The organism is Paenibacillus sp. LHD-38 (genome assembly GCF_031157315.1).
Lineage (GTDB): Bacteria > Bacillota > Bacilli > Paenibacillales > Paenibacillaceae > Pristimantibacillus.
On the sequence record NZ_JAVIFU010000025.1, the window covers coordinates 29,119 to 47,194 of the forward strand.

Annotated in this window: 19 protein-coding genes; 4 read left to right on the top strand and 15 right to left on the bottom strand. The window is 46.4% G+C overall.

Annotated features, from left to right (window positions below; all coding sequences use genetic code 11):
• The first annotated feature begins 93 nt into the window (after positions 1-93).
• Both RCO25_RS20655 and RCO25_RS20660 read left to right on the top strand, forming a co-directional pair.
• Positions 94-693: a matrixin family metalloprotease gene (locus RCO25_RS20655; RefSeq protein ID WP_308998017.1), complete on the top strand. Its 600-nt coding sequence runs from the start codon at positions 94-96 to the stop codon at positions 691-693.
• A 26-nt stretch (positions 694-719) separates the two neighbouring features.
• Positions 720-1,379, top strand: coding sequence for a hypothetical protein (locus RCO25_RS20660; protein WP_308998018.1), 660 nt, complete (start codon positions 720-722; stop codon positions 1,377-1,379).
• Between the two features lie 312 nt (positions 1,380-1,691).
• On the opposite strand, the gene RCO25_RS20665 is transcribed toward RCO25_RS20660, so the two are convergent.
• The 9 genes from RCO25_RS20665 to RCO25_RS20705 all read right to left on the bottom strand — a co-directional run bounded on the left by RCO25_RS20665 (position 1,692) and on the right by RCO25_RS20705 (position 11,438).
• Complete coding sequence (locus RCO25_RS20665) at positions 1,692-2,012, bottom strand: hypothetical protein (protein ID WP_308998019.1); 321 nt, start codon at positions 2,010-2,012, stop codon at positions 1,692-1,694.
• 309 nt (positions 2,013-2,321) lie between these two features.
• Positions 2,322-3,878 carry an ABC transporter substrate-binding protein gene (locus RCO25_RS20670; RefSeq protein WP_308998020.1) on the bottom strand — a complete coding sequence of 519 codons (1,557 nt, stop codon included), beginning with the start codon at positions 3,876-3,878 and terminating at the stop codon, positions 2,322-2,324.
• Between the two features lie 48 nt (positions 3,879-3,926).
• Positions 3,927-4,844, bottom strand: a complete 918-nt coding sequence (locus RCO25_RS20675) for a carbohydrate ABC transporter permease (protein WP_308998021.1) — start codon at positions 4,842-4,844, stop codon at positions 3,927-3,929.
• Between the two features lie 16 nt (positions 4,845-4,860).
• Complete coding sequence (locus RCO25_RS20680; protein ID WP_308998022.1) at positions 4,861-5,781, bottom strand: ABC transporter permease; 921 nt, start codon at positions 5,779-5,781, stop codon at positions 4,861-4,863.
• A 164-nt stretch (positions 5,782-5,945) separates the two neighbouring features.
• The gene (locus RCO25_RS20685; RefSeq protein ID WP_308998023.1) at positions 5,946-7,520 is read right to left on the bottom strand and encodes a response regulator; all 1,575 of its coding nucleotides are present in this window, start codon (positions 7,518-7,520) and stop codon (positions 5,946-5,948) included.
• 31 nt (positions 7,521-7,551) lie between these two features.
• Positions 7,552-9,306: a sensor histidine kinase gene (locus RCO25_RS20690; protein WP_308998024.1), complete on the bottom strand. Its 1,755-nt coding sequence runs from the start codon at positions 9,304-9,306 to the stop codon at positions 7,552-7,554.
• Positions 9,307-9,477: 171 nt separating this feature from the next.
• Positions 9,478-10,302 (bottom strand): sugar phosphate isomerase/epimerase family protein, encoded by an 825-nt coding sequence (locus tag RCO25_RS20695; RefSeq protein WP_308998025.1) that lies wholly within the window; start codon positions 10,300-10,302, stop codon positions 9,478-9,480.
• A gap of 18 nt (positions 10,303-10,320) precedes the next feature.
• Complete coding sequence (gene yidC / locus RCO25_RS20700; RefSeq protein WP_308998026.1) at positions 10,321-11,145, bottom strand: membrane protein insertase YidC; 825 nt, start codon at positions 11,143-11,145, stop codon at positions 10,321-10,323.
• A complete protein-coding gene (locus tag RCO25_RS20705; RefSeq protein ID WP_308998027.1) occupies positions 11,115-11,438 on the bottom strand; it encodes a hypothetical protein in 324 nt (107 codons plus the stop codon). Before RCO25_RS20705 ends, yidC begins: the two co-directional genes overlap by 31 nt.
• 399 nt (positions 11,439-11,837) lie before the next feature.
• Here RCO25_RS20705 and RCO25_RS20710 point away from each other — a divergent pair, with 399 nt between their 5' ends.
• Both RCO25_RS20710 and RCO25_RS20715 read left to right on the top strand, forming a co-directional pair.
• A complete protein-coding gene (locus RCO25_RS20710) occupies positions 11,838-13,259 on the top strand; it encodes an ABC transporter substrate-binding protein/permease (protein ID WP_483874714.1) in 1,422 nt (473 codons plus the stop codon).
• Complete coding sequence (locus RCO25_RS20715) at positions 13,252-13,974, top strand: amino acid ABC transporter ATP-binding protein (protein ID WP_308998029.1); 723 nt, start codon at positions 13,252-13,254, stop codon at positions 13,972-13,974. Before RCO25_RS20710 ends, RCO25_RS20715 begins: the two co-directional genes overlap by 8 nt.
• A 68-nt stretch (positions 13,975-14,042) precedes the next feature.
• Here RCO25_RS20715 and RCO25_RS20720 read toward each other — a convergent pair whose 3' ends face one another.
• The 6 genes from RCO25_RS20720 to RCO25_RS20745 form a co-directional block, all read right to left on the bottom strand.
• Complete coding sequence (locus RCO25_RS20720; protein ID WP_308998030.1) at positions 14,043-14,243, bottom strand: hypothetical protein; 201 nt, start codon at positions 14,241-14,243, stop codon at positions 14,043-14,045.
• Between the two features lie 288 nt (positions 14,244-14,531).
• On the bottom strand, positions 14,532-15,635 hold the full coding sequence (locus RCO25_RS20725; RefSeq protein ID WP_308998031.1) for a glycoside hydrolase family 88/105 protein: 1,104 nt from the start codon (positions 15,633-15,635) through the stop codon (positions 14,532-14,534).
• Between the two features lie 59 nt (positions 15,636-15,694).
• Positions 15,695-15,835, bottom strand: a complete 141-nt coding sequence (locus RCO25_RS20730) for a hypothetical protein (RefSeq protein ID WP_308998032.1) — start codon at positions 15,833-15,835, stop codon at positions 15,695-15,697.
• Positions 15,836-15,912: 77 nt separating this feature from the next.
• Complete coding sequence (locus tag RCO25_RS20735) at positions 15,913-16,125, bottom strand: hypothetical protein (protein ID WP_308998033.1); 213 nt, start codon at positions 16,123-16,125, stop codon at positions 15,913-15,915.
• Between the two features lie 24 nt (positions 16,126-16,149).
• Positions 16,150-17,025, bottom strand: a complete 876-nt coding sequence (locus tag RCO25_RS20740) for a carbohydrate ABC transporter permease (RefSeq protein WP_308998034.1) — start codon at positions 17,023-17,025, stop codon at positions 16,150-16,152.
• Positions 17,026-17,078: 53 nt separating this feature from the next.
• Positions 17,079-18,029: an ABC transporter permease gene (locus RCO25_RS20745; protein WP_308998035.1), complete on the bottom strand. Its 951-nt coding sequence runs from the start codon at positions 18,027-18,029 to the stop codon at positions 17,079-17,081.
• Between the last annotated feature and the right edge of the window lie 47 nt (positions 18,030-18,076).

Here is an 18,076-nt window from a genome sequence, read left to right on the forward strand (position 1 = left end):
CTATTAATTGCCATATAAACCATTACTTGTATTATCTATTATGTGGTCCATCTATGACTGAAAGTCATAGATTCAAAAAATGGAGGTGTAATTTTGAAGAAAAGAAGTACGAAAAACCTGCTTGTCACTTTGTTCGGAATTATAGGCTTGATGCTGGGAGCAAGCTCTGCATTTGCTTATGATGTTTGGTTTTACGGAGGATTTACGCCGTACCCTACAACGGTATATCCTTACAGTACGTTTGATGCGACAAGCAAAACGGCGATGATCAATGCGTCTGCGCAATGGAATAATGCGGGAATAGGTAATATGGTTTCGATCGGCTCCAATACCAGCAATACTACGTATCCTAACGATAATAACCTAAATCAAGTGACCAAAGGCTCTCGGGGAACGCAAACATATCTTATGCAGACGTATGCGACCACTACAACAACAATCATGAACGGAAAATTCGTTGAGAATGCAATGTCGGAAGCGGACATTGATGTAAATATATCCCATCCTTGGGGAAATGGCAGTGCGAACTTATATGACATCGGTCAAGTTTTTACCCATGAATTAGGCCATCTCCTCGGTTTAAACCATTCAAACGTTACAGGAGCGACCATGATTTCGGGTTCCTCCGTAGGGGAGACCTATAAACGAGACATCGAGCAGGATGATAAGGACGGTATATCCGTTATTTACTAATAATAGGAATGGGGGGTGAATTTCACTTGAAAAAAATAGCAATTTCTTTTTTGGTTTTGTTCATGGCGGGAATTGGCATCTACTATGCAGTTCCTAAAAATGTGGTTACCGTAACATCGGGTGAAATTGCGTTAAAAGATAAAAAAGCATTGGTTGACGAAGCAAATGTCATTGTGCGCGGCACCGTCTCGGAAATCAAGCCGAGCTTCTGGAGCAATCCGAATGGTGAGAAGGGACAGGATGTTCGCAATATCATCCAAACCGATATCGTAGTAAACGTAGAGGAAGTTTACAAAAACGAATTATTTAATGAGAAGTCTGTAACGGTCCGGATTGATAAAGGAAAGGTTGGAAATTATATTTCTAAATCGGAAGGCTATCCTGAATTTGATCTTAAAGAAGAGGTCATTCTCTTCTTATCTAAGGATGACGGCGACTTGGCCAATCCGGCAGAAAATTATTACGTTCTGACAGGTATGTCGCAAGGCAAGTTTATAAAAGATAAAGAGGTATCTGGCGATAAAATTTTCGTGAACAAAGTCGATTCCGAAAAAAGGGATAAGCTGAGCCTTCATGAAGCAAAAGGCGAAATTTCTGGAATCATGGACGATTTAAAGAAAAATCCGAGACCTAAAATGACCAAAGAAGAAATACGTCAACAGAACGAGAAAGTATTCGGAAAATAAGCTTAGCGTATATTTCCGTAAATTGTGTGTTTAAGTCGAGATGAAGTATCGGACATTTATGTTGTGAGCATGATGCCACGGAGATGACTAAACGCATTAAACAAGCAGAAAGGCCCTATTTTACCATTTTCCCTTTGTACTCGAAGAAAAAACTTCGACCAATAAAAAGAAAATGGCTTATAGGGCCTTTTTTATGCCTCTGGAGAGGTTTTGTTTATGGGATACAGTCACAAATGTAGCTGTTTTGTATGCATGTCTTTTGTTAAGCTATAGTTACCCGTTCCCTCGGTTTAGTGTAATAGCAATCCTCTATTACTTTGATGATGCTTTTTGGTATTCTCCGTCTAATTCAACCGCAATTGCTTCATTGGGACCAATCCCCTTGATCTCATATAATTTACTTCCTACTGGTGTAAAGTTTGATTCTTCATTTTTTTGTGGCATTTGATCAACCAGTCGTTTCACTGCACCGACTTGATTTCCTATGTTATCTAGAGTGACTTTTTCCACTGATAAATAAAATTGGGTGTTGTTAAAAATAATAACATTCGGATATTCTGTTGTTTTATTTGAACATCCTACTAACACAAAAACTAGTAATGCAGTTATTGCGAATATAGAAAAAATTTTCAAGTCAATCCCCTCCCTTATCAGAATTAGACGTACCTAATAACAATTAAGTTACAAATAGTTATTACGCTCTTCTGCCCATTAAGCTCAACGCCAAGCAGTATATCTGTACAAAACCCCTCATTTTGTGAAGTAGTCCGGACCCTTAAAAAGAATAACAGAGAAATTCGAAGCTATCCTAAGAAAATGAAAAAAAGGACCGGTTGCAAACGATGCGCACACGGTCCTTTTTTTACAATTGGTTTGCCTTCTCGTTATTACCTCCCGTTGGAGTGTTCCGTTTAAGAAGGCCGCGGCCTTCTCTCCTTTTGTTTATTTTTTCGCTGCAAGGAATGCATCGATTTGGGATTGCAGTTCGTTCTGAATCTTTTCGATACCTGCTGCTTTGACTTGTTTATTCAAATCTTCAAGGCCTTTTTCCACGTCTTTGATCACGCCATACTCCAGTGGAATCGCATAACGAAGCATAACATTACTTACATTGGCAACTTCTGTTTTTACTTTACTGTTATCGAAAACAAATGTTTCAAGCGGGTAGTGGTACACGTTGCTATCCCAACCGTTTTGCATAGCCGTCGCTTCCTCAGGGAATGACTCATTATCACGGTTTAGAGGGGAGTTAAAGCCCCAGAAGGAGAAGCCGGTGTAGTTCGGGCTTTTGTCTGTTGATTGGAATTTATCATCACCAACAGCCGTGTAGTGAACGCCTTCAATACCGAGATTAATTAGGTCATGCAGCTCTTTGTCATTTTGCATCAAATCAATAAACATAAGAGCACGTTCCGGATGTTTCGATGTAGCGTGTACGGATACCCCGTTCTGTGTAGCAACAGCTTGGGATTTCTTATTGTTTGGGTTAATGTCAGCAAGCGCAACTTCGTATTGATTGGTTTGGCGCATCAAGGCCATGAGAGAGCCGAGCGTACCCATATTATGAGAAATAGCTGCGGTTTTACCTTCTCTGAAATCTTGCTGATGATCATTTTTGTTGTTCAGTACGTTTTTGGACCAAGCATTATTGTCCGCAAGGTCTTTGTAATAAAGAAGCAGCTCTTTAAATTCTGGTGTTTCATAAACATTAAAGATCTGTCCCGATTCATCCGTTATTTTAAAGCCGAGTGGAATGTCTAAATCAAACAGGTTCCAATCATTTTGCTGCTTCAACATGATGCGGTCTAGGTTATGCATCTTCCAGTCGCCAGTTTCCGGTGTGAAAGGAGTGATTCCTTTCTCGTTAGCTCCCACTGTTTTCAAATAGTTTGCAAATGTTTCCGGGCTGTCGATTGCAGGCAGGTTGTATTTTTTGCGCAAATCTTCACGATATAGAATAAGTTTCTCTACTGATTCACCACTGTTTTGAGGAACCATATACAGCTTGCCGTTTACTTTAGCTTGATCCCAGTTAACATCGGACATTGCTTTAAAAGTTTCAGGCATATAAGTTTTTAGCATCTCTTCAGTCAATTCAAGAAAGCCGCCTTTTAGCGCCTGATCATTATATCCAGCCCAGTTAGCCGTATAGATAAGGTCGAAATCTTCGTTAGCCGCAAGCTTCAAAGGATATTTCTGTGCCCAATCTGACCAATCCAGAAATTCACCCTCAAGTGTTACATTGATTTTTGCTTTCAATTTTTCATTAATCGCTGCGAAAACGGAGTCGTAATCAACCGGTTTTGGTCCTACAAACACCATTTTAAGATTAACAGCCTCTGATGTATCTGCTGCGCCTTGCTCAGTATTCGTAGTTGTCTCTCCACCGTCAGGTGTCTGGGTAGCAGCAGGTGCGTTATTTTTGCTGCCGCAAGCACTGATTATCATCACCATTGCCATGATCAAAGCGAGCATAATTATACTTTTCTTTTTAACCATTTGAAATATCCCCCTTATTATTTATCGATAAACCAAGTTTCCTTGGAATCATCCTTTAACAGCACCAATCGTCAAACCTTTAACAAAGTATTTCTGAATAAACGGATACGCGACGAGTATCGGACCGCTTGCGACAACGGTCATCGCCATCTTCAAGCCTTCCGTAGGCAGCACGTTTGTAACGACTGCGCCTGAGCCCATCATCGCCTTGCGCATGCCATCCATATTGCCGAGCATTTTGTATAGGTAGTATTGGAGCGGCATCAGCTTCTCATCTGAAACAAAAAGCAAGGCGTTGTACCAGTCGTTCCAATAACCGAGAGCAAGAAATAATCCAATGGTTGCGAGTGCAGGCTTCGAGAGCGGAAGAATCAGACGAAGGAAAATGAGAAAGTCGCCTGCACCGTCTATTTTAGCCGATTCTACAATCGCTTCTGGAATATTGCTCATAAACGATTTCATAACAATCATATAAAACACGTTGAGCAGCAGCGGAATAATCAATGCCAGAATCGTATCCTTCATGTGCAGGTAATTGACCATCAGAAGGTACCAAGGCACAAGGCCGCCGCTGAATAATGTGGTAAAGAAGAAGAAGAATGAAAATTGATTACGCCATTTGAAATCTCTTCTGGACAAGCAATACGCGGTCATCGCTGTCAGAAATAATCCGATAACGGTTCCGATCGCGGTAACAGCCAGTGTCACCGAATATGCCCGTAAAATTTGCTCAGGGTACTTAAACAGAATTTTATAGGGTTCGAATGAAAATGCACTCGGGAAAAATTGATACCCTTCTGTAACAATCGTACTTTCTTCGGACAATGACGAAGATAAGATTAGAATAAAAGGCAGGATGCATAGAGCAGCCAGGACAGTTAAAGAAATATAGCCGATAACGGAAAGCAATTGGCGATCCCGTTGTTGTGATCTTACTGGTTTCACTTCAAGCTCAGTTCCACTCATATCATATTACCTCCCATTAGAATAACGCCCGATCTTTGTCATACCTGCGAACGGAGTAGTTCACGAGCATAATGGCTGTGAATCCAAGAACGGATTGGAAAACTCCCGCTGCGGCCGACATACCAATATCATTCGAGGTAATCAGTGACCGGAATACGAATGTGTCGATTACGTCGGTGGATGAGAATAGAACACCATTGTTGCCGACCATATTGTAGAACATTCCGAAATCGCCTCTGAAAATATTGCCTACCGCGAGCAGCACTAGAATGATAACGGTTGGATACAAGTTTGGAATCGTCACTTTCAGGATACGCTGGAACACATTCGCTCCGTCGATCTCAGCTGCTTCATACATTTCCGTATCGATGCTCGTAATTGCTGCCAGATACATGACCGTACCATAACCAAGCATCTTCCAAGCGGACACAATCGTCAAAATGTATGGCCAATAAGCGGGTGTATTATAGATGTCGATTGGCTCCATGCCGATTCCTCTAAGCAGGGAATTGACGGTACCAATATCGAAATTCAATAAATTATAAGCAATTGCGCCTACAACGACCCATGAAATGAAATAGGGGAGAAACAAAATGGATTGCGTAATTTTACGGAACCATTTGCCCCCAACCTCAAACAATAGAATCGCGGTAAAAATTTGCAAGATGTTATTTACGATTATAAATGCAATATTATAGAGAGCCGTATTTCTCGTAATTCTCCAAGCGTCCCCCGATTCAAAGAAAAACCGAAAATTATCCAGCCCGTTCCAAGCGCTTCCAAAAATACCGCCGGCATAATCATAATGCTTGAACGCAATGATTATTCCTGCCATCGGCACATAAGCAAACAGCAGGAAAAACAAAACAGCGGGCGTTAGCATCAGCAGAATCGTGCGGTATTTGTTCAAATCTTTTATAAATCCGTGTCGTTTCATATGCGCTCCCTCTCTCATCTCTTGTCTACGTTTATTATAAGAAATAGAAGAGAGCTGCATAATTAGGTTGATCAACTAAAACCAATACTAATTCAACGATTGGCTGTATAAGAGCAAAGCAACTGCCCGGTCCTGAGCAGGCCGGGCAGTTGTTTATTCCTATTTTAAATTTTATGCTGCTTACGATATTCTCCAGGCGACATGCCCGTTGACAGCTTGAATTGCCGGTTGAAATACACAATATTTTTGTATCCGGCAAGCTCTGCGATCTCATACACCTTTCTAGTCGGATCCTTCAACAATTCGCATACACGCTTCATGCGCAAATCGATGAGGAAATCGGTAAATAACGTATTCGTTTCAGCCTTGAAGAGCTGCCCTAAGTAGTTGGGAGTGAAGTCGAAATGCGAAGCCACCTCATTCAGCGTGATCTTCTGGTCGAGCCTTTGCTCGACGAATCGTGTAATTTCATCAATAAGCTTGCGTTTCTGCCGCTGCTTCTTCAAATACAGCAGTTCAGACAATTCGAAGAATCGTCTTCGCAGCCAGGATAAAATATCATGCACCGTTTCAAATTGAAACAGAATAAAGGGCTGATGCGATTCCCATTTCAAAATTTCATACAAATGCTCGTTCATTTGCTGAAGATCAGCATGAAGCTTGGAAGTAATCCGAATGATGAGATCATAGATGTCGCTTTTCTGAGTTAGGGGCTGATCCCCATTAAACAGCTCCAGCAAGCAATCGTCGATCGTAGTAAGGTCGTATTCGAGCATCGCTTGCAGCATCCGGTCAACCGTATCCTCCAAATTCAAAGCAATTGCCTGCTTGGGAGACCAAGCCGAAGCATCCTGTATGAGCCTGTTTTTGCCAAACACCCATTTGATGCTTAGCGCGGCTTGGGCTTGCCGATAGGAGTCATGCAGTTTATTGATCTCTGACGTATATTTACCCGTGCCAATCGTAATGGAGTAGGAGAATTCTTTGTAGAAAGCATCGATCAATTGTTCTAGTATTGCCTTTATATGCTCTTCCTGAATCGTTGTCAACAGAACGAAATGGTCGTCGTAGCTCGCCATCAATGTTCCCAGGCTTTTCGCTTTCACAAATTCTCGGATGAAGATGGTGATGCTTGCGATTAACAATCGCCGTTCCTCTTCCGCCACTTGATTGATTTTCCAGGCCAAATCATCTACTTCGATAATAGCGACTGCAGCTCCGCTTTGGAGGATGGGAGCAAGAAAACGGTGAAGATGTGCCTCTACCTGTCCTGGTGTAGGCTCCTTAAACCACCGCAGCAGCAGCTCCTGATGCACGAGGCTCAGTGTATCCGAAAGGGAAGAGCGCTGCTTCCAATCCTCCTCGATTTTGTTGCACATAAGATCCAGCATATCATGCAGTTCACGATCCTCCACAGGTTTAAGAAGATAGCCGGAAGCGTTCAATTGAATCGCTTCTTTCGCATAGCTGAAGTCCTGATGACCGCTTATAAAAACGATATGAACCTGCGGGTTGATCTCCTTCGCTTTACGCGCGAATTCCATTCCGGACATAATCGGCATTCGTATATCGGAGAGAATAAGATCAACCCGGTGCTGCTCCATAAGCTGAAGCGCTTCGAAGCCGCTTACCGCAGTTCTCACATTCTGATGCTGCACAGCCTTGTTGCTCACAACACGCCGCCGAAGCCATTCCAAATCAATGGATTCATCATCCACCAGTAAGATGCTCACTTCCATAATCTTCTGCTCCTCTCATCGTTGTCTGAGATCAGGCGTTGATATCGCCATCTTCTTTTATTTCTGAATTAGCCATTGGAAGAATAATTTGCACGGTCGTCCCTGCTCCGTAGTGGCTTCCGATTCGAATGCCGAAGTCGTTGCCGTACCGGAGCTTAATCCTCTCCTCTACGTTTTTGAGTCCGTATTTATCCGATTGGTTGTCCGGCTGCAGCGTATTCGATTGCATTTTCTTAAGGGTATCCGGTCTCATTCCGATACCGTTATCGATGACTTTTAACTCAATATGGTCGCCCAGCCGTTTCCCGGTAATTCGAATGGCAATGGATTTGCCGAACCACGAATGCTTGAATATATTCTCGACAAATGGCTGCAGAATCAGCTTAATGATCGGCGTTTGCAGAATGTCGGGCTCGATATCGAAATAGACCTTGAACGTGTCTGCATACTTGACCCGCTGAATATCGAGGTAGGCTTCAATCTGTTCAAGCTCCTTCTCTAATGAGATATAGACATTGCCGCCATTTAAGGTGAGCCGGTAGAACTTGGACAATCCTTGAACCATTTGCGTGACCTTCTGAACCTCACCGAGATTGGCAAGACTGCCGATTGTAGACAAGGTATTATATAAAAAATGAGGGCTGATCTGTGCCTGAAGCACATCAAGCTCTGCCTGTTTCTTCTGAATGCCCTGCACATACTCATTTTTGATCAATTCCTGAATGCTCGTGGCCATCTGGTTAAACGAATCGGCAATATGGACAAATTCATCATTGCCCGTGAACGCGATCCGTTTATGAAAGTTTCCTTCCTGAAAGGAACGGACCAGCGTTACGATTCGCTTCATTTTTTTGCCGGAGAGCCTTGCAACGATAAAGCCGATAAAAGCCATGACCAAAAAGCTAATCGTACAGACGGTGCCGATCACCTTTTGCATTCTGCTGGCATCTTTGTTCAAATAAGCATGGGGTACCAGAGATTCGATAATGAAAGGTGTGCCGCTAATTTGTTCTGTGATGCTGAGCTCGCTGCTTTGCTTCGAATGCGTGTCTGCCCGGCCCCTTGTGTATAGGGTTGCACCTGTCGTCGTATCGACTAACCGCAAGCTGATGCCTTGATCAATCGGAAACGTATCGAAGTTGCCAAAAAGCTCGTCGAACCTTGCTGTAACGCGGATATAGCCAATCACAGACGCCAGGCCGCTGGAGGAAACCAGCTTGCGGAAATGAGAAATATGATCCAGCTTCTTGTCTGTATCAAGTTGAAGCCACAGATTATCCTGATTCATGGCTTGAATCGATTTGAACCAATCCGTGTTTTGGATGCTGCTGGCAGGAAGGACGTAATAGTCCCTTCTGGTAATCTCCTTTTCCATATTGTCGCCTTGAACCTCGTACATTTTTTCATTCACGGTGTAGAGGACGAGACGGATGTTGTTGCCGTACAGCTGAAGAGGCGCTTTCATTTGAGGAATGATGTCATCTCTCATTTTGAGCATGACCTCAAGAGGGTCTCCCGTATTCTGAAGCGCGTTCTGAAAGGTAAGGCTGGTGAACAAGGTACTCGACATTCGGTTGATTTCATCCATTTGATATTCGATATTATTGCTTGTCTGCTTCATAGCTGTCCGAATATTCGTTTCCGCCATCTCTGTTCGGGACTGAATGAGCATCGTGTACGAAATATAGCCAATGAGCAAGTCAGTCAGCAGAACAAGCAGAAGGTAAGGGATCATCATTTTGTAGGTGAACGGGATATAGAGCCTTCCTAGTCTGAAGCGTCGCATAGGACTTCCACTCTCCGGGCAATTTATTTTTATTAAATATACAGGATTAAAAAGCCGAAGTATATTGGATAACACAAACTGGTACCCCTACAGGTACAAAAAAAGATGACTCCTGTTCAGTACAGGAATCATCTCTTACGTGCTTATTTAACCGCTTTATTAATTCAAGCTTTACACACGTCCACGAATGGCATCAATATACGCTTTCGACTGCGCCATTTGATGCTCCTTCGCTTCCTCCATGATAATGTGCACATGTGGCTTGTATTGATTGAGAAGCTTCATATAAAGCTCGTAATTCATGTCGCCGAGGCCTGCTGTCGTCGTCCCCAGCTCGCCATTCTCAAGCAAATAACGGTCCTTCGCGTGAGCCGCAATGATCCGGTCGCCGAGCAGCTCGAATGCCTCTGCGATCACCTGGTCCTGCTTAGCAAAATTAGCAGCCGTCAGCAGGTTGCCGGGATCAATGACAACCCCGATGTTGGAGGAAGGAACCTCCTCCAGCATTCGCGCAAGTTCGGGAGCCGTACCGACCAAATGGCTGTTTGCTGCCTCCAGCCCGACAAAGACGCCCCATTTCTCTGCTTCCTCGGTGAGTTCCTCAAGCGTTGCTTTCATTATGGACCAGTCTCGGTCGGTGTAGTCTCCGCCTTCATTACGGCCGGTTTCCGCTGCCACCATAGGTGCCCCGAAAAACCTCGCATAGCGCAGAAGCTCTTTAAAGCGGTTCACGTTAGCGCGGCGCAGCTCCTCGTCCCGTTCAAACAAATGAACGTAGCAGCCGAGCACTGAAATCGAAACGCCATGCTTATCGAATTGTTCGCCGATCGCATTCGCCAGTCCCGGGCTTAGGTTGCCCGGCTTGCTGAAATCGACATCGCTGATAGCCTTCCACAAAGCGAGCTGCACATGGCTAAAGCCGCTCCCCGCTACTTTTGGCGCAAGTTCTCGGTAAGGCAGGCTTCCGAATAAATGGGCAAGAACACCGACTGACATCTGATCGTCTCCTTCATATTAGACGCTGCCCTCCAGTGCGACCTCCACCTTAGGCGCGTACATTTTTTTGGCTAGATAGGATTGCGCAATCATGAATACACCGCCTGTTACCCAGTACAACGAGATAGCGGCAGGTGCCGAAAGAGCGAAAACGCCCATTAGAATCGGGGACAAATAACCCATGAAAGCAAGCTGCTTTTGCTGTGCCGCATTTGCGTTCGGCTGCGTCGTTTGCGATACCTTGAACTGTACAAAATAAACGATCGCAGCGACAATCGGAAGCACGATATCCGGCGAGCCAAGCTTAAACCAAAGGAAGGAATGGTCCGCCAGCTCCGGTGTCAGCTTGATGGCCGAGTATAAGCCCATCAGTATCGGCATTTGGATGAGCATCGGCAAACAGCCTATAGCAAGCGGATTCACTTGATGCTTCTGGTACAGCTGCATCGTTTCCTGCTGAAGCTTCTGCTTGGAAGCTGCATCCGATTTATTCTTGTATTTGTCTTGAAGCTGTTTAAGCTCTGGCTGAAGCGCCGCCATCTTTGTTTTCATTTGATTTTGGGAACGGTATTGACGCATCATGAGCGGAAGCAGCACAAGCCGGATAATGAGCGTAATGCCAATAATCGCAAAACCGTAATTACCGCCAAACATATCCGCTAAATATTGAAGCGTTGCGGAAAGCGGATAAATAATATAATGATTGAATAAACCGGGCGTATCCCCATCGATCGTACCGCTGGCCGTGCTGCAGCCGCTTACCAAAAGCAAGCCTGCCAGCATCATGCCGATTATGAATAGTCGGCCATATTTTAAAGAAGGGAATACATTGTTCGTTTCCATAAAAATCCTCCTCGTTTGTTTAAAAATGGCGCAACAAACGAGGCGTTGCAATCTGCTATGTCGTCATCGGGCGATTCCTTCCGCTTTACCTTCCTGGCCAGCCAATGATGCAGCGGCACGGTACGAATGAGCACTTGAGGCATCGCAATGTACAAAACTTTTACAACTTGGTCCCGCTCCCAGTACTCGTATGCCCCCGAATGCAAATGCGAAGCATAGGCAAAAGCTAAGGAACAAAGAAGGCTGATGGAAATGAGATACGGTATGACGTCATGCAGTTCAAACTCGAACAATGTATTCACCCCCTTTCATTAACTCGTCATTAACTCGTCATTAACTCGTTTCTTCCTATACGACTTGCTCAAATAACCGTTTCACCCGGAATGGATTCCGGGTGAAAAATAGATTTCATTCTATCTGGATATTATAACAGTAAATCTGATCCAATTACGACAGCTGAAATCACGAAAATGTTACAAATCCGTTCTTCTTGGTTATTTACAAATGAACAGTGAACACCATATAATTTTTAAGTTGCAAATGCAGACAACTATATTACGCTGCAACCTATCCATAGTCTAGAGATCAACTTAGGGAAAGAGGACAACATGAATCGAAAAAGACTCAAAATCATTTACCTATCGCTCATTACCTTTACGGTTCTGCTTGTTGCACTTGGACAAGCCTTTCCGATGGGAAAACAAAGCTCTTATTCCGTAAGCGCAGAAAGCGCGGCTAATGCCCCCGCTTCCGGCCAGAAAAAAAAGCTCGTCATGGGTACGTCCGCCGATTACCCGCCCTACGAAAGCGTAGATGCCAAGGGCAGCGGCGAGATCGTCGGCTTAGATATCGATGTAGCCAAGTATATCACCAGCCAGCTCGGCTATGAACTGGAAATCGCGAACATGGATTTCAATGGACTTATCGCTGCGCTCCAAACAGGCCGCGTTGACTTCGTAATGTCCGCAATGTCCGCTACAGATGAGCGGAAGCAGAGCATTGATTTTTCCGACACCTATTACGCAGCCCGCAATACCATCGTATCTAAGAAAGGAACGCCGCTCGAGACGGAAGCATCACTTTCAGGGAAAAGGGTCGGGACTCAGCTTGGCTCCACCCAGGATCTTTATGCTGCCACGATCGAAGGCGCCGTTCTTAAGAAGCTCAATAAAATCCCTGATCTTATTCAGGAGCTGAACTCCGGCCGCATCGATGCAGCCATTGTCGAAGATGCCGTGGCGGTGGAAATGACGGGCTCTAATCCAGAGCTAGTGATGAACTTCCTGCCTGCCGAGTCCGCGGACAACGGCTATGCGATTGCCTTTCCTAAGCAATCCCCCATCGTAGCTGAATTTAACGGTGTTCTCGCAGAAATGAAGGACAACGGCAAGCTTGATGAAATCGTCCAACAATGGTTTGCCGAGGAGGAGAATGAGTCCCGTTCGCTGCTTGGCTTAAATATTGATTTTAGTACGCTCAATGGCTATATCCCTTACATTTTGAAAGGCGTTTATGTCACACTACTCTTCACGCTCGTCTCCGCCTTGTTCGGACTCGTGTGGGGAACCATTTTGTCGCTGTTCAAAATTTCCGGCATCAAGCCGCTTGAGTGGTTCGCAACCGCCTATACATCCGTATTCCGGGGTACGCCGCTGCTGGTTCAGCTCACCATTATTTATTACGCGACCCCGCAATTGTTCAATTATGATATTCCTGCGCTAATGGCGGCCGGGCTGGCGTTTGGTCTCAACTCCGCCGCTTATTTGTCTGAGACGATTCGCGGCGGCATCATGGCTGTCGACAAGGGCCAACGGGAAGCGGCCATTGCGCTCGGCGTTCCATATCGGAAGATGATGATTCGCATTATTTTCCCTCAGGCGCTCCGTACGATTTTGCCGGCGCTCGTGAACGAATGCGTCGCTTTGCTGAAGGAATCGTCGCTTGTATCGGTCATCGGGGTATCCGATTTGATGCGCCGCGCAGACGTTGTCCGCTCGGACACCTTCCGGTCCATCGAAGTTTTATTATTTATAGCCGCTATTTATTACGTGCTCGTGCTCATCTTAACCTCGTTTGCCCGTATGCTTGAAAGGAGGCTGCGCCGCAGTGATTAATATAACCGACTTAACGAAAGCCTTCGGCAAAAACCAAGTACTGAAGGGCATCACAACGACAGTAGAACGAGGAGAGGTCGTCGCGCTTATCGGGCCTTCCGGCTCAGGCAAGTCCACCTTTCTTCGATGCATCAATATGCTGGAGACACCGACCTCCGGCACGATTACCATCGAAGGTACACCTATTACCGATCCCAAAACTGATATCGCGCGCGTACGCCAGCGGATTGGCATGGTGTTTCAGCATTTTCATCTTTTTCCGCATATGACTGTAATCGATAATATTACGTTTGCGCCCATTCAGGTTAAAGGACTGTCGGTCGATGCCGCTCGTTCCAAAGCAAAGGAGCTGCTCGCCCGCGTTGGTCTTGCAGACAAAGCGGACAGCTATCCTTCTCGTTTGTCAGGCGGGCAGAAGCAGCGCGTGGCCATTGCCCGCAGCCTTGCGATGGAGCCCGACATTATGCTGTTCGATGAGCCGACTTCGGCGCTTGACCCTGAGATGGTCAAGGAAGTGCTAACCGTTATCCGCAGTTTGGCTGACAGCGGTATGACCATGCTGATCGTCACGCATGAGATGAAATTTGCCCGCGAAGCCGCGGATACGATTTATTTCCTCGACGATGGCAAGCTTGTTGAGCGTACGGAGCCCGAGCAATTTTTCACGAAGCCGCAAAGCGAGCGGGCAGCCCGGTTTCTGGAGCAGGTGCTTTAGGACAAGAAAGAGCGGGGCCGGCAGGATTGGCATCAGCCCCAGCTGCTAAGGGTTGGCTTGTTGGCAATCTATCCAGCTGGCCACTCCACTCTCGAGAAGCGATCCCGGCTCCAGCCATTCGTCGTACAATGCAGTTTCTGCAGCAGAAAGCTTAATTTTAGCCTGACGGGAGATTCTACATTGTATTTTATACACTCGAATTTGAGGGGATCCAGCTTATTCGCCGCTCTTTGCGCATCCAAACGCTTGCTAGGTTGTTCAAAGTACATTGCAGCTCATCGCCTAGCCTTTATTCGTCTTTTTCACTGTATAAAGTACAGCGTACGCAGCGGCCTCTTACATCCACATGTGAGTGTATGAACCGAAGTACCGAAAGCTAGCTCTCTGCTGCAAGGGAGCATCTTAACACAAGCGTAAACGGCTGACGCCGTCCTTGGCGGCAAAAGCTCGTTTCGCGGTGAAATATAAGCAACGCATAAGGTTGAATTTTATACTTTCTTATATTTTCAAAAAAAAGCTCTGCGGTCATCCTGGCCGCAGAGCTTTTTCTTTGCCCGCTACTCCTGCTCAGCAAGCAGCGACTCCATCTCGACGCAGGCCATAACGAATGCGCCAACGCCGTGCAGATCATTGCTGCAGGTCGGTCTCGTAACGTAGCTCTCGTAATCACCCGCCGATGTGCCGATGCAAATATCCGGTAAGACAAAGCGCTCCTGCTCATCGTACTGCACGACGCGCACAAGCCCCTCGTACCCACGCTTCGCCGCGGCTAAGCCAGCTTCACCCACGAGACCAAGCTTATACGCTCTCGCAAGCGTGTATACGAACAAACAAGTACAAGAGGTTTCCAGCCAATTATCCGCCAGCTCGCCTTTATCCACGATCTGATACCATAAGCCGCTCGAAGCCTCCTGATACCGAATGAGCGATGCCGCGAAATCGGCAAGCACGGCCTCAAGCTCCGCTCGCCCTGCTTCGTCCTCTTTCAGTTCGTCCAGAAATTGAGCAACGGCAAGTCCGTACCAGCCGAGAGACCGCCCCCAAAACTCAGGCGAGCAGCCTGTCTCAGCATTCGCCCACGGCATCTGCCGGCTCTCGTCCCAGGCGTGATAAAGCAGGCCAGTTTTTTCATCCCTCATATAACGCCGCATCAGCCGCTCTTGATGCAGCGCCATGTCGCGCAAGCCTGCCTCTCCGTAACAATTAGCATATTTCAGCGCAAATACGCCGCCCATGTATAAGCCGTCGAGCCACATATTATAAGCATATTTATCCTTGTGCCAAAAGCCCCCGTCCGAGGTGCGATGCAGCGTATCGAACAAGCTGCGGAGCTTATCCGCCGCGATACGATATTTGCGTTCCTCCCCGCGCTCATCCAGCCTAAACAACAGCAAACCAGTCTGTATAGCATCCAACTCATCTCTCGCAAATTCAAAATTGCCGTTATCATCAACGAGCTTATCTACGTAACGCTTAATATAAGCATCATAGCGCTCGTCCCGCTCCGCCCGCCACAGCATCTCCATCCCGCAAAGAAACACGCCTTGATGATAGTGCCATCTTCCCGCAGGCGGAAGCTCTTCCGGCAAATAGCTGTCCATTAAAGAATCGCAGGCTGCTATTGCCCACTCCATCGGCGACCTTCTTCCATCGTTCAACATCCCAAATAAGTCCCCTCTCCATTTTCCTTATATGGTTCATAACAGCAGCGTGCTTCTTATTAAAACGAGTCATAAAAGGTGCTAAGCTGCTTCTCCTTCAACGCGGGCGGCTCCAATCCCGCAAGCTTATGGCATAGCGAACGGATAAGGAGCGCCTGCGTAGCCGCATTCATGTCACCCTCTGCTTTTCCTTCGCTCAAGCGTAAACAGCTGTCGCCGTCTTTAGCGGCAGAAGCTCGTTTCGCGATGAAATATAAGCATTGTATAAGATTAAAATTTATACTTTCTTATATTTCAAATAAACCGGCTTCGGCCTGTCGGGGTAATCTGTCCCCTCCTTGATTTGGGCTGCATTCGGCGCAGACGGCGAACGGGCCAGCTCACGCGAGAAGCCGCCGTCCATGCGGAGCAGCCTGCTCAGGTTAATAGCCGTCGTCTGGAGAATGAAGCACAGTTCTTCATCCGATATTTGCGGCTTTATATAAGACAATAAATGAATCCTTCTCCCCCAAGGTTAGCCTTTTATCGATCCCAGCATCGCGCCTTTGGCAAAATGCTTTTGAAGGAACGGATACACGATCAGAATCGGCAGCGTTGCCACCACGATAACAGCCATCTTCACGGTCTGATCCGGCGGCGGTACCGCGGCATCCAGATCGGAGCTGTAATCGAGGCCGCTTGCCAGCACTACGATTTGACGGAGCAGCACCTGGATCGGCCATTTGGCACTGTCATCCAAATACAAGATAGCGCTCAAATAAGTGTTCCAGTACGTCACCGCGTAAAACAATGAAATCGTAGCGATTGCAGGCATCGATAAAGGCAATACAATGCGAAACAGAATGCCAAAATCGCTGCAGCCGTCAATTTTTGCTGATTCCTCCAGACCTTCGGGGATGTTTTGAAAAAAGTTTTTCAAAATAATTAAATTAAACGCGCTTATCGCGGACGGAATAACGAGCGCGGCATAGGTATCGATCAGCCCCATCTCCCGCACGACAAGAAAAGTCGGAATAAGCCCTCCGCTAAACAGCATTGTGAATACGACCAGGAACATAATCGCCTTGCGTCCGTCCAGATCCCTTCGCGACAAGCCATACGCCATTAAGGCTGTCGTGAACATGCTGAACAAGGTGCCGAATAGCGTTATCCCGGTCGAGACGGCCATGGCACGGAAAATCGTATCGGTCGAGAAAATAAACTTATAGGCGTCAAAGCTCCATATGGTCGGCACCAGAATGAATTTCTTCATCGCCATCTCTGCGCTGGTCGTGAACGAACCGGCAACGACATGCAGGAACGGGAGCACCGTTACGAGCGCAATAATGGCCAGAAGCGTAAAGTTCACAATGGAAAAAATCCGGCCGCTGAGCGTTTTGTCCTCTACCATGCGGAAGCCCCCCTAACGTTTGCGTAGCAATATGTCCTCCAAATGCCCGTCACTTAATACACGCCCTCCTCGCCCATCTTCTTCGCCAGTCTATTCGCCGCCATGACAAGCACGAGTCCGATAAAGGATTTGAAGAAGCCGATCGCCGTGCTGTAGCTGAACTGCCCCTGTCTCAGCCCTGCCGTATACACATAGGTATCAATAATTTCAGCAACATCGCGGTTCATGGAGTTCAGCAGCAGGTACACATGCTCGAAGCCAAGCTCCAGCACATCGCCAATTTTCAAAATGAGCAAAATAATGATGACGCTGCGGATCGCAGGAAGCGTAATATGCCATACCTGCCTTAAACGGCCGGCCCCGTCCATACGCGCCGCTTCATACAAGCCGGGGTCTACGGAGGCGATTGCCGCCAAATATATGATCGTTCCCCAACCCGCTTCCCGCCAGATGACTTGAATGATATATGTCGGTCTAAACCACTCGGGACTGAGCAGGAAATTGATTTTTTCGAATCCAAAATAAGCAAGCAGCTCGTTCACGATACCGCCGTCCGACGTCAGCATGACGAAGCTGATGGACACAATAATGACCCACGACATAAAGTGAGGCAAATACACGAGCGTCTGAAACGTTCTTTTGAAAAAAGACGATCGGACCTCGTTCAGCATAAGCGCTAACAGGATCGGGACAGGAAAAAAGAATAATAAGTTCATGCCGAACAACAGCAGCGTATTGGTCAAAATAGTTAAAAAATCCGGCTCCGTAATCAATCGCTCGAAATGCTTGAATCCTACCCAGTCGCTTCCGCCTATGCCCTTAAACGGCTTATAGTCTTGAAAGGCGATCGCAAGGCCAAACATGGGAATATACTTGAATACGATGAAAAAGAACACTCCCGGCAGCAGCATGACATAGAGCCATTTGTTTTTCCAAAGCCGTTTCTTAAGCTCGCTTGTTCTAGGCTGAGGGATCCTTGCCTGCTGAATAACCGTTTCTTGCATAGCGCCTCTTCCTTTCCAAAGGAGGTTGAGAGACTGCCGGGCTGCCC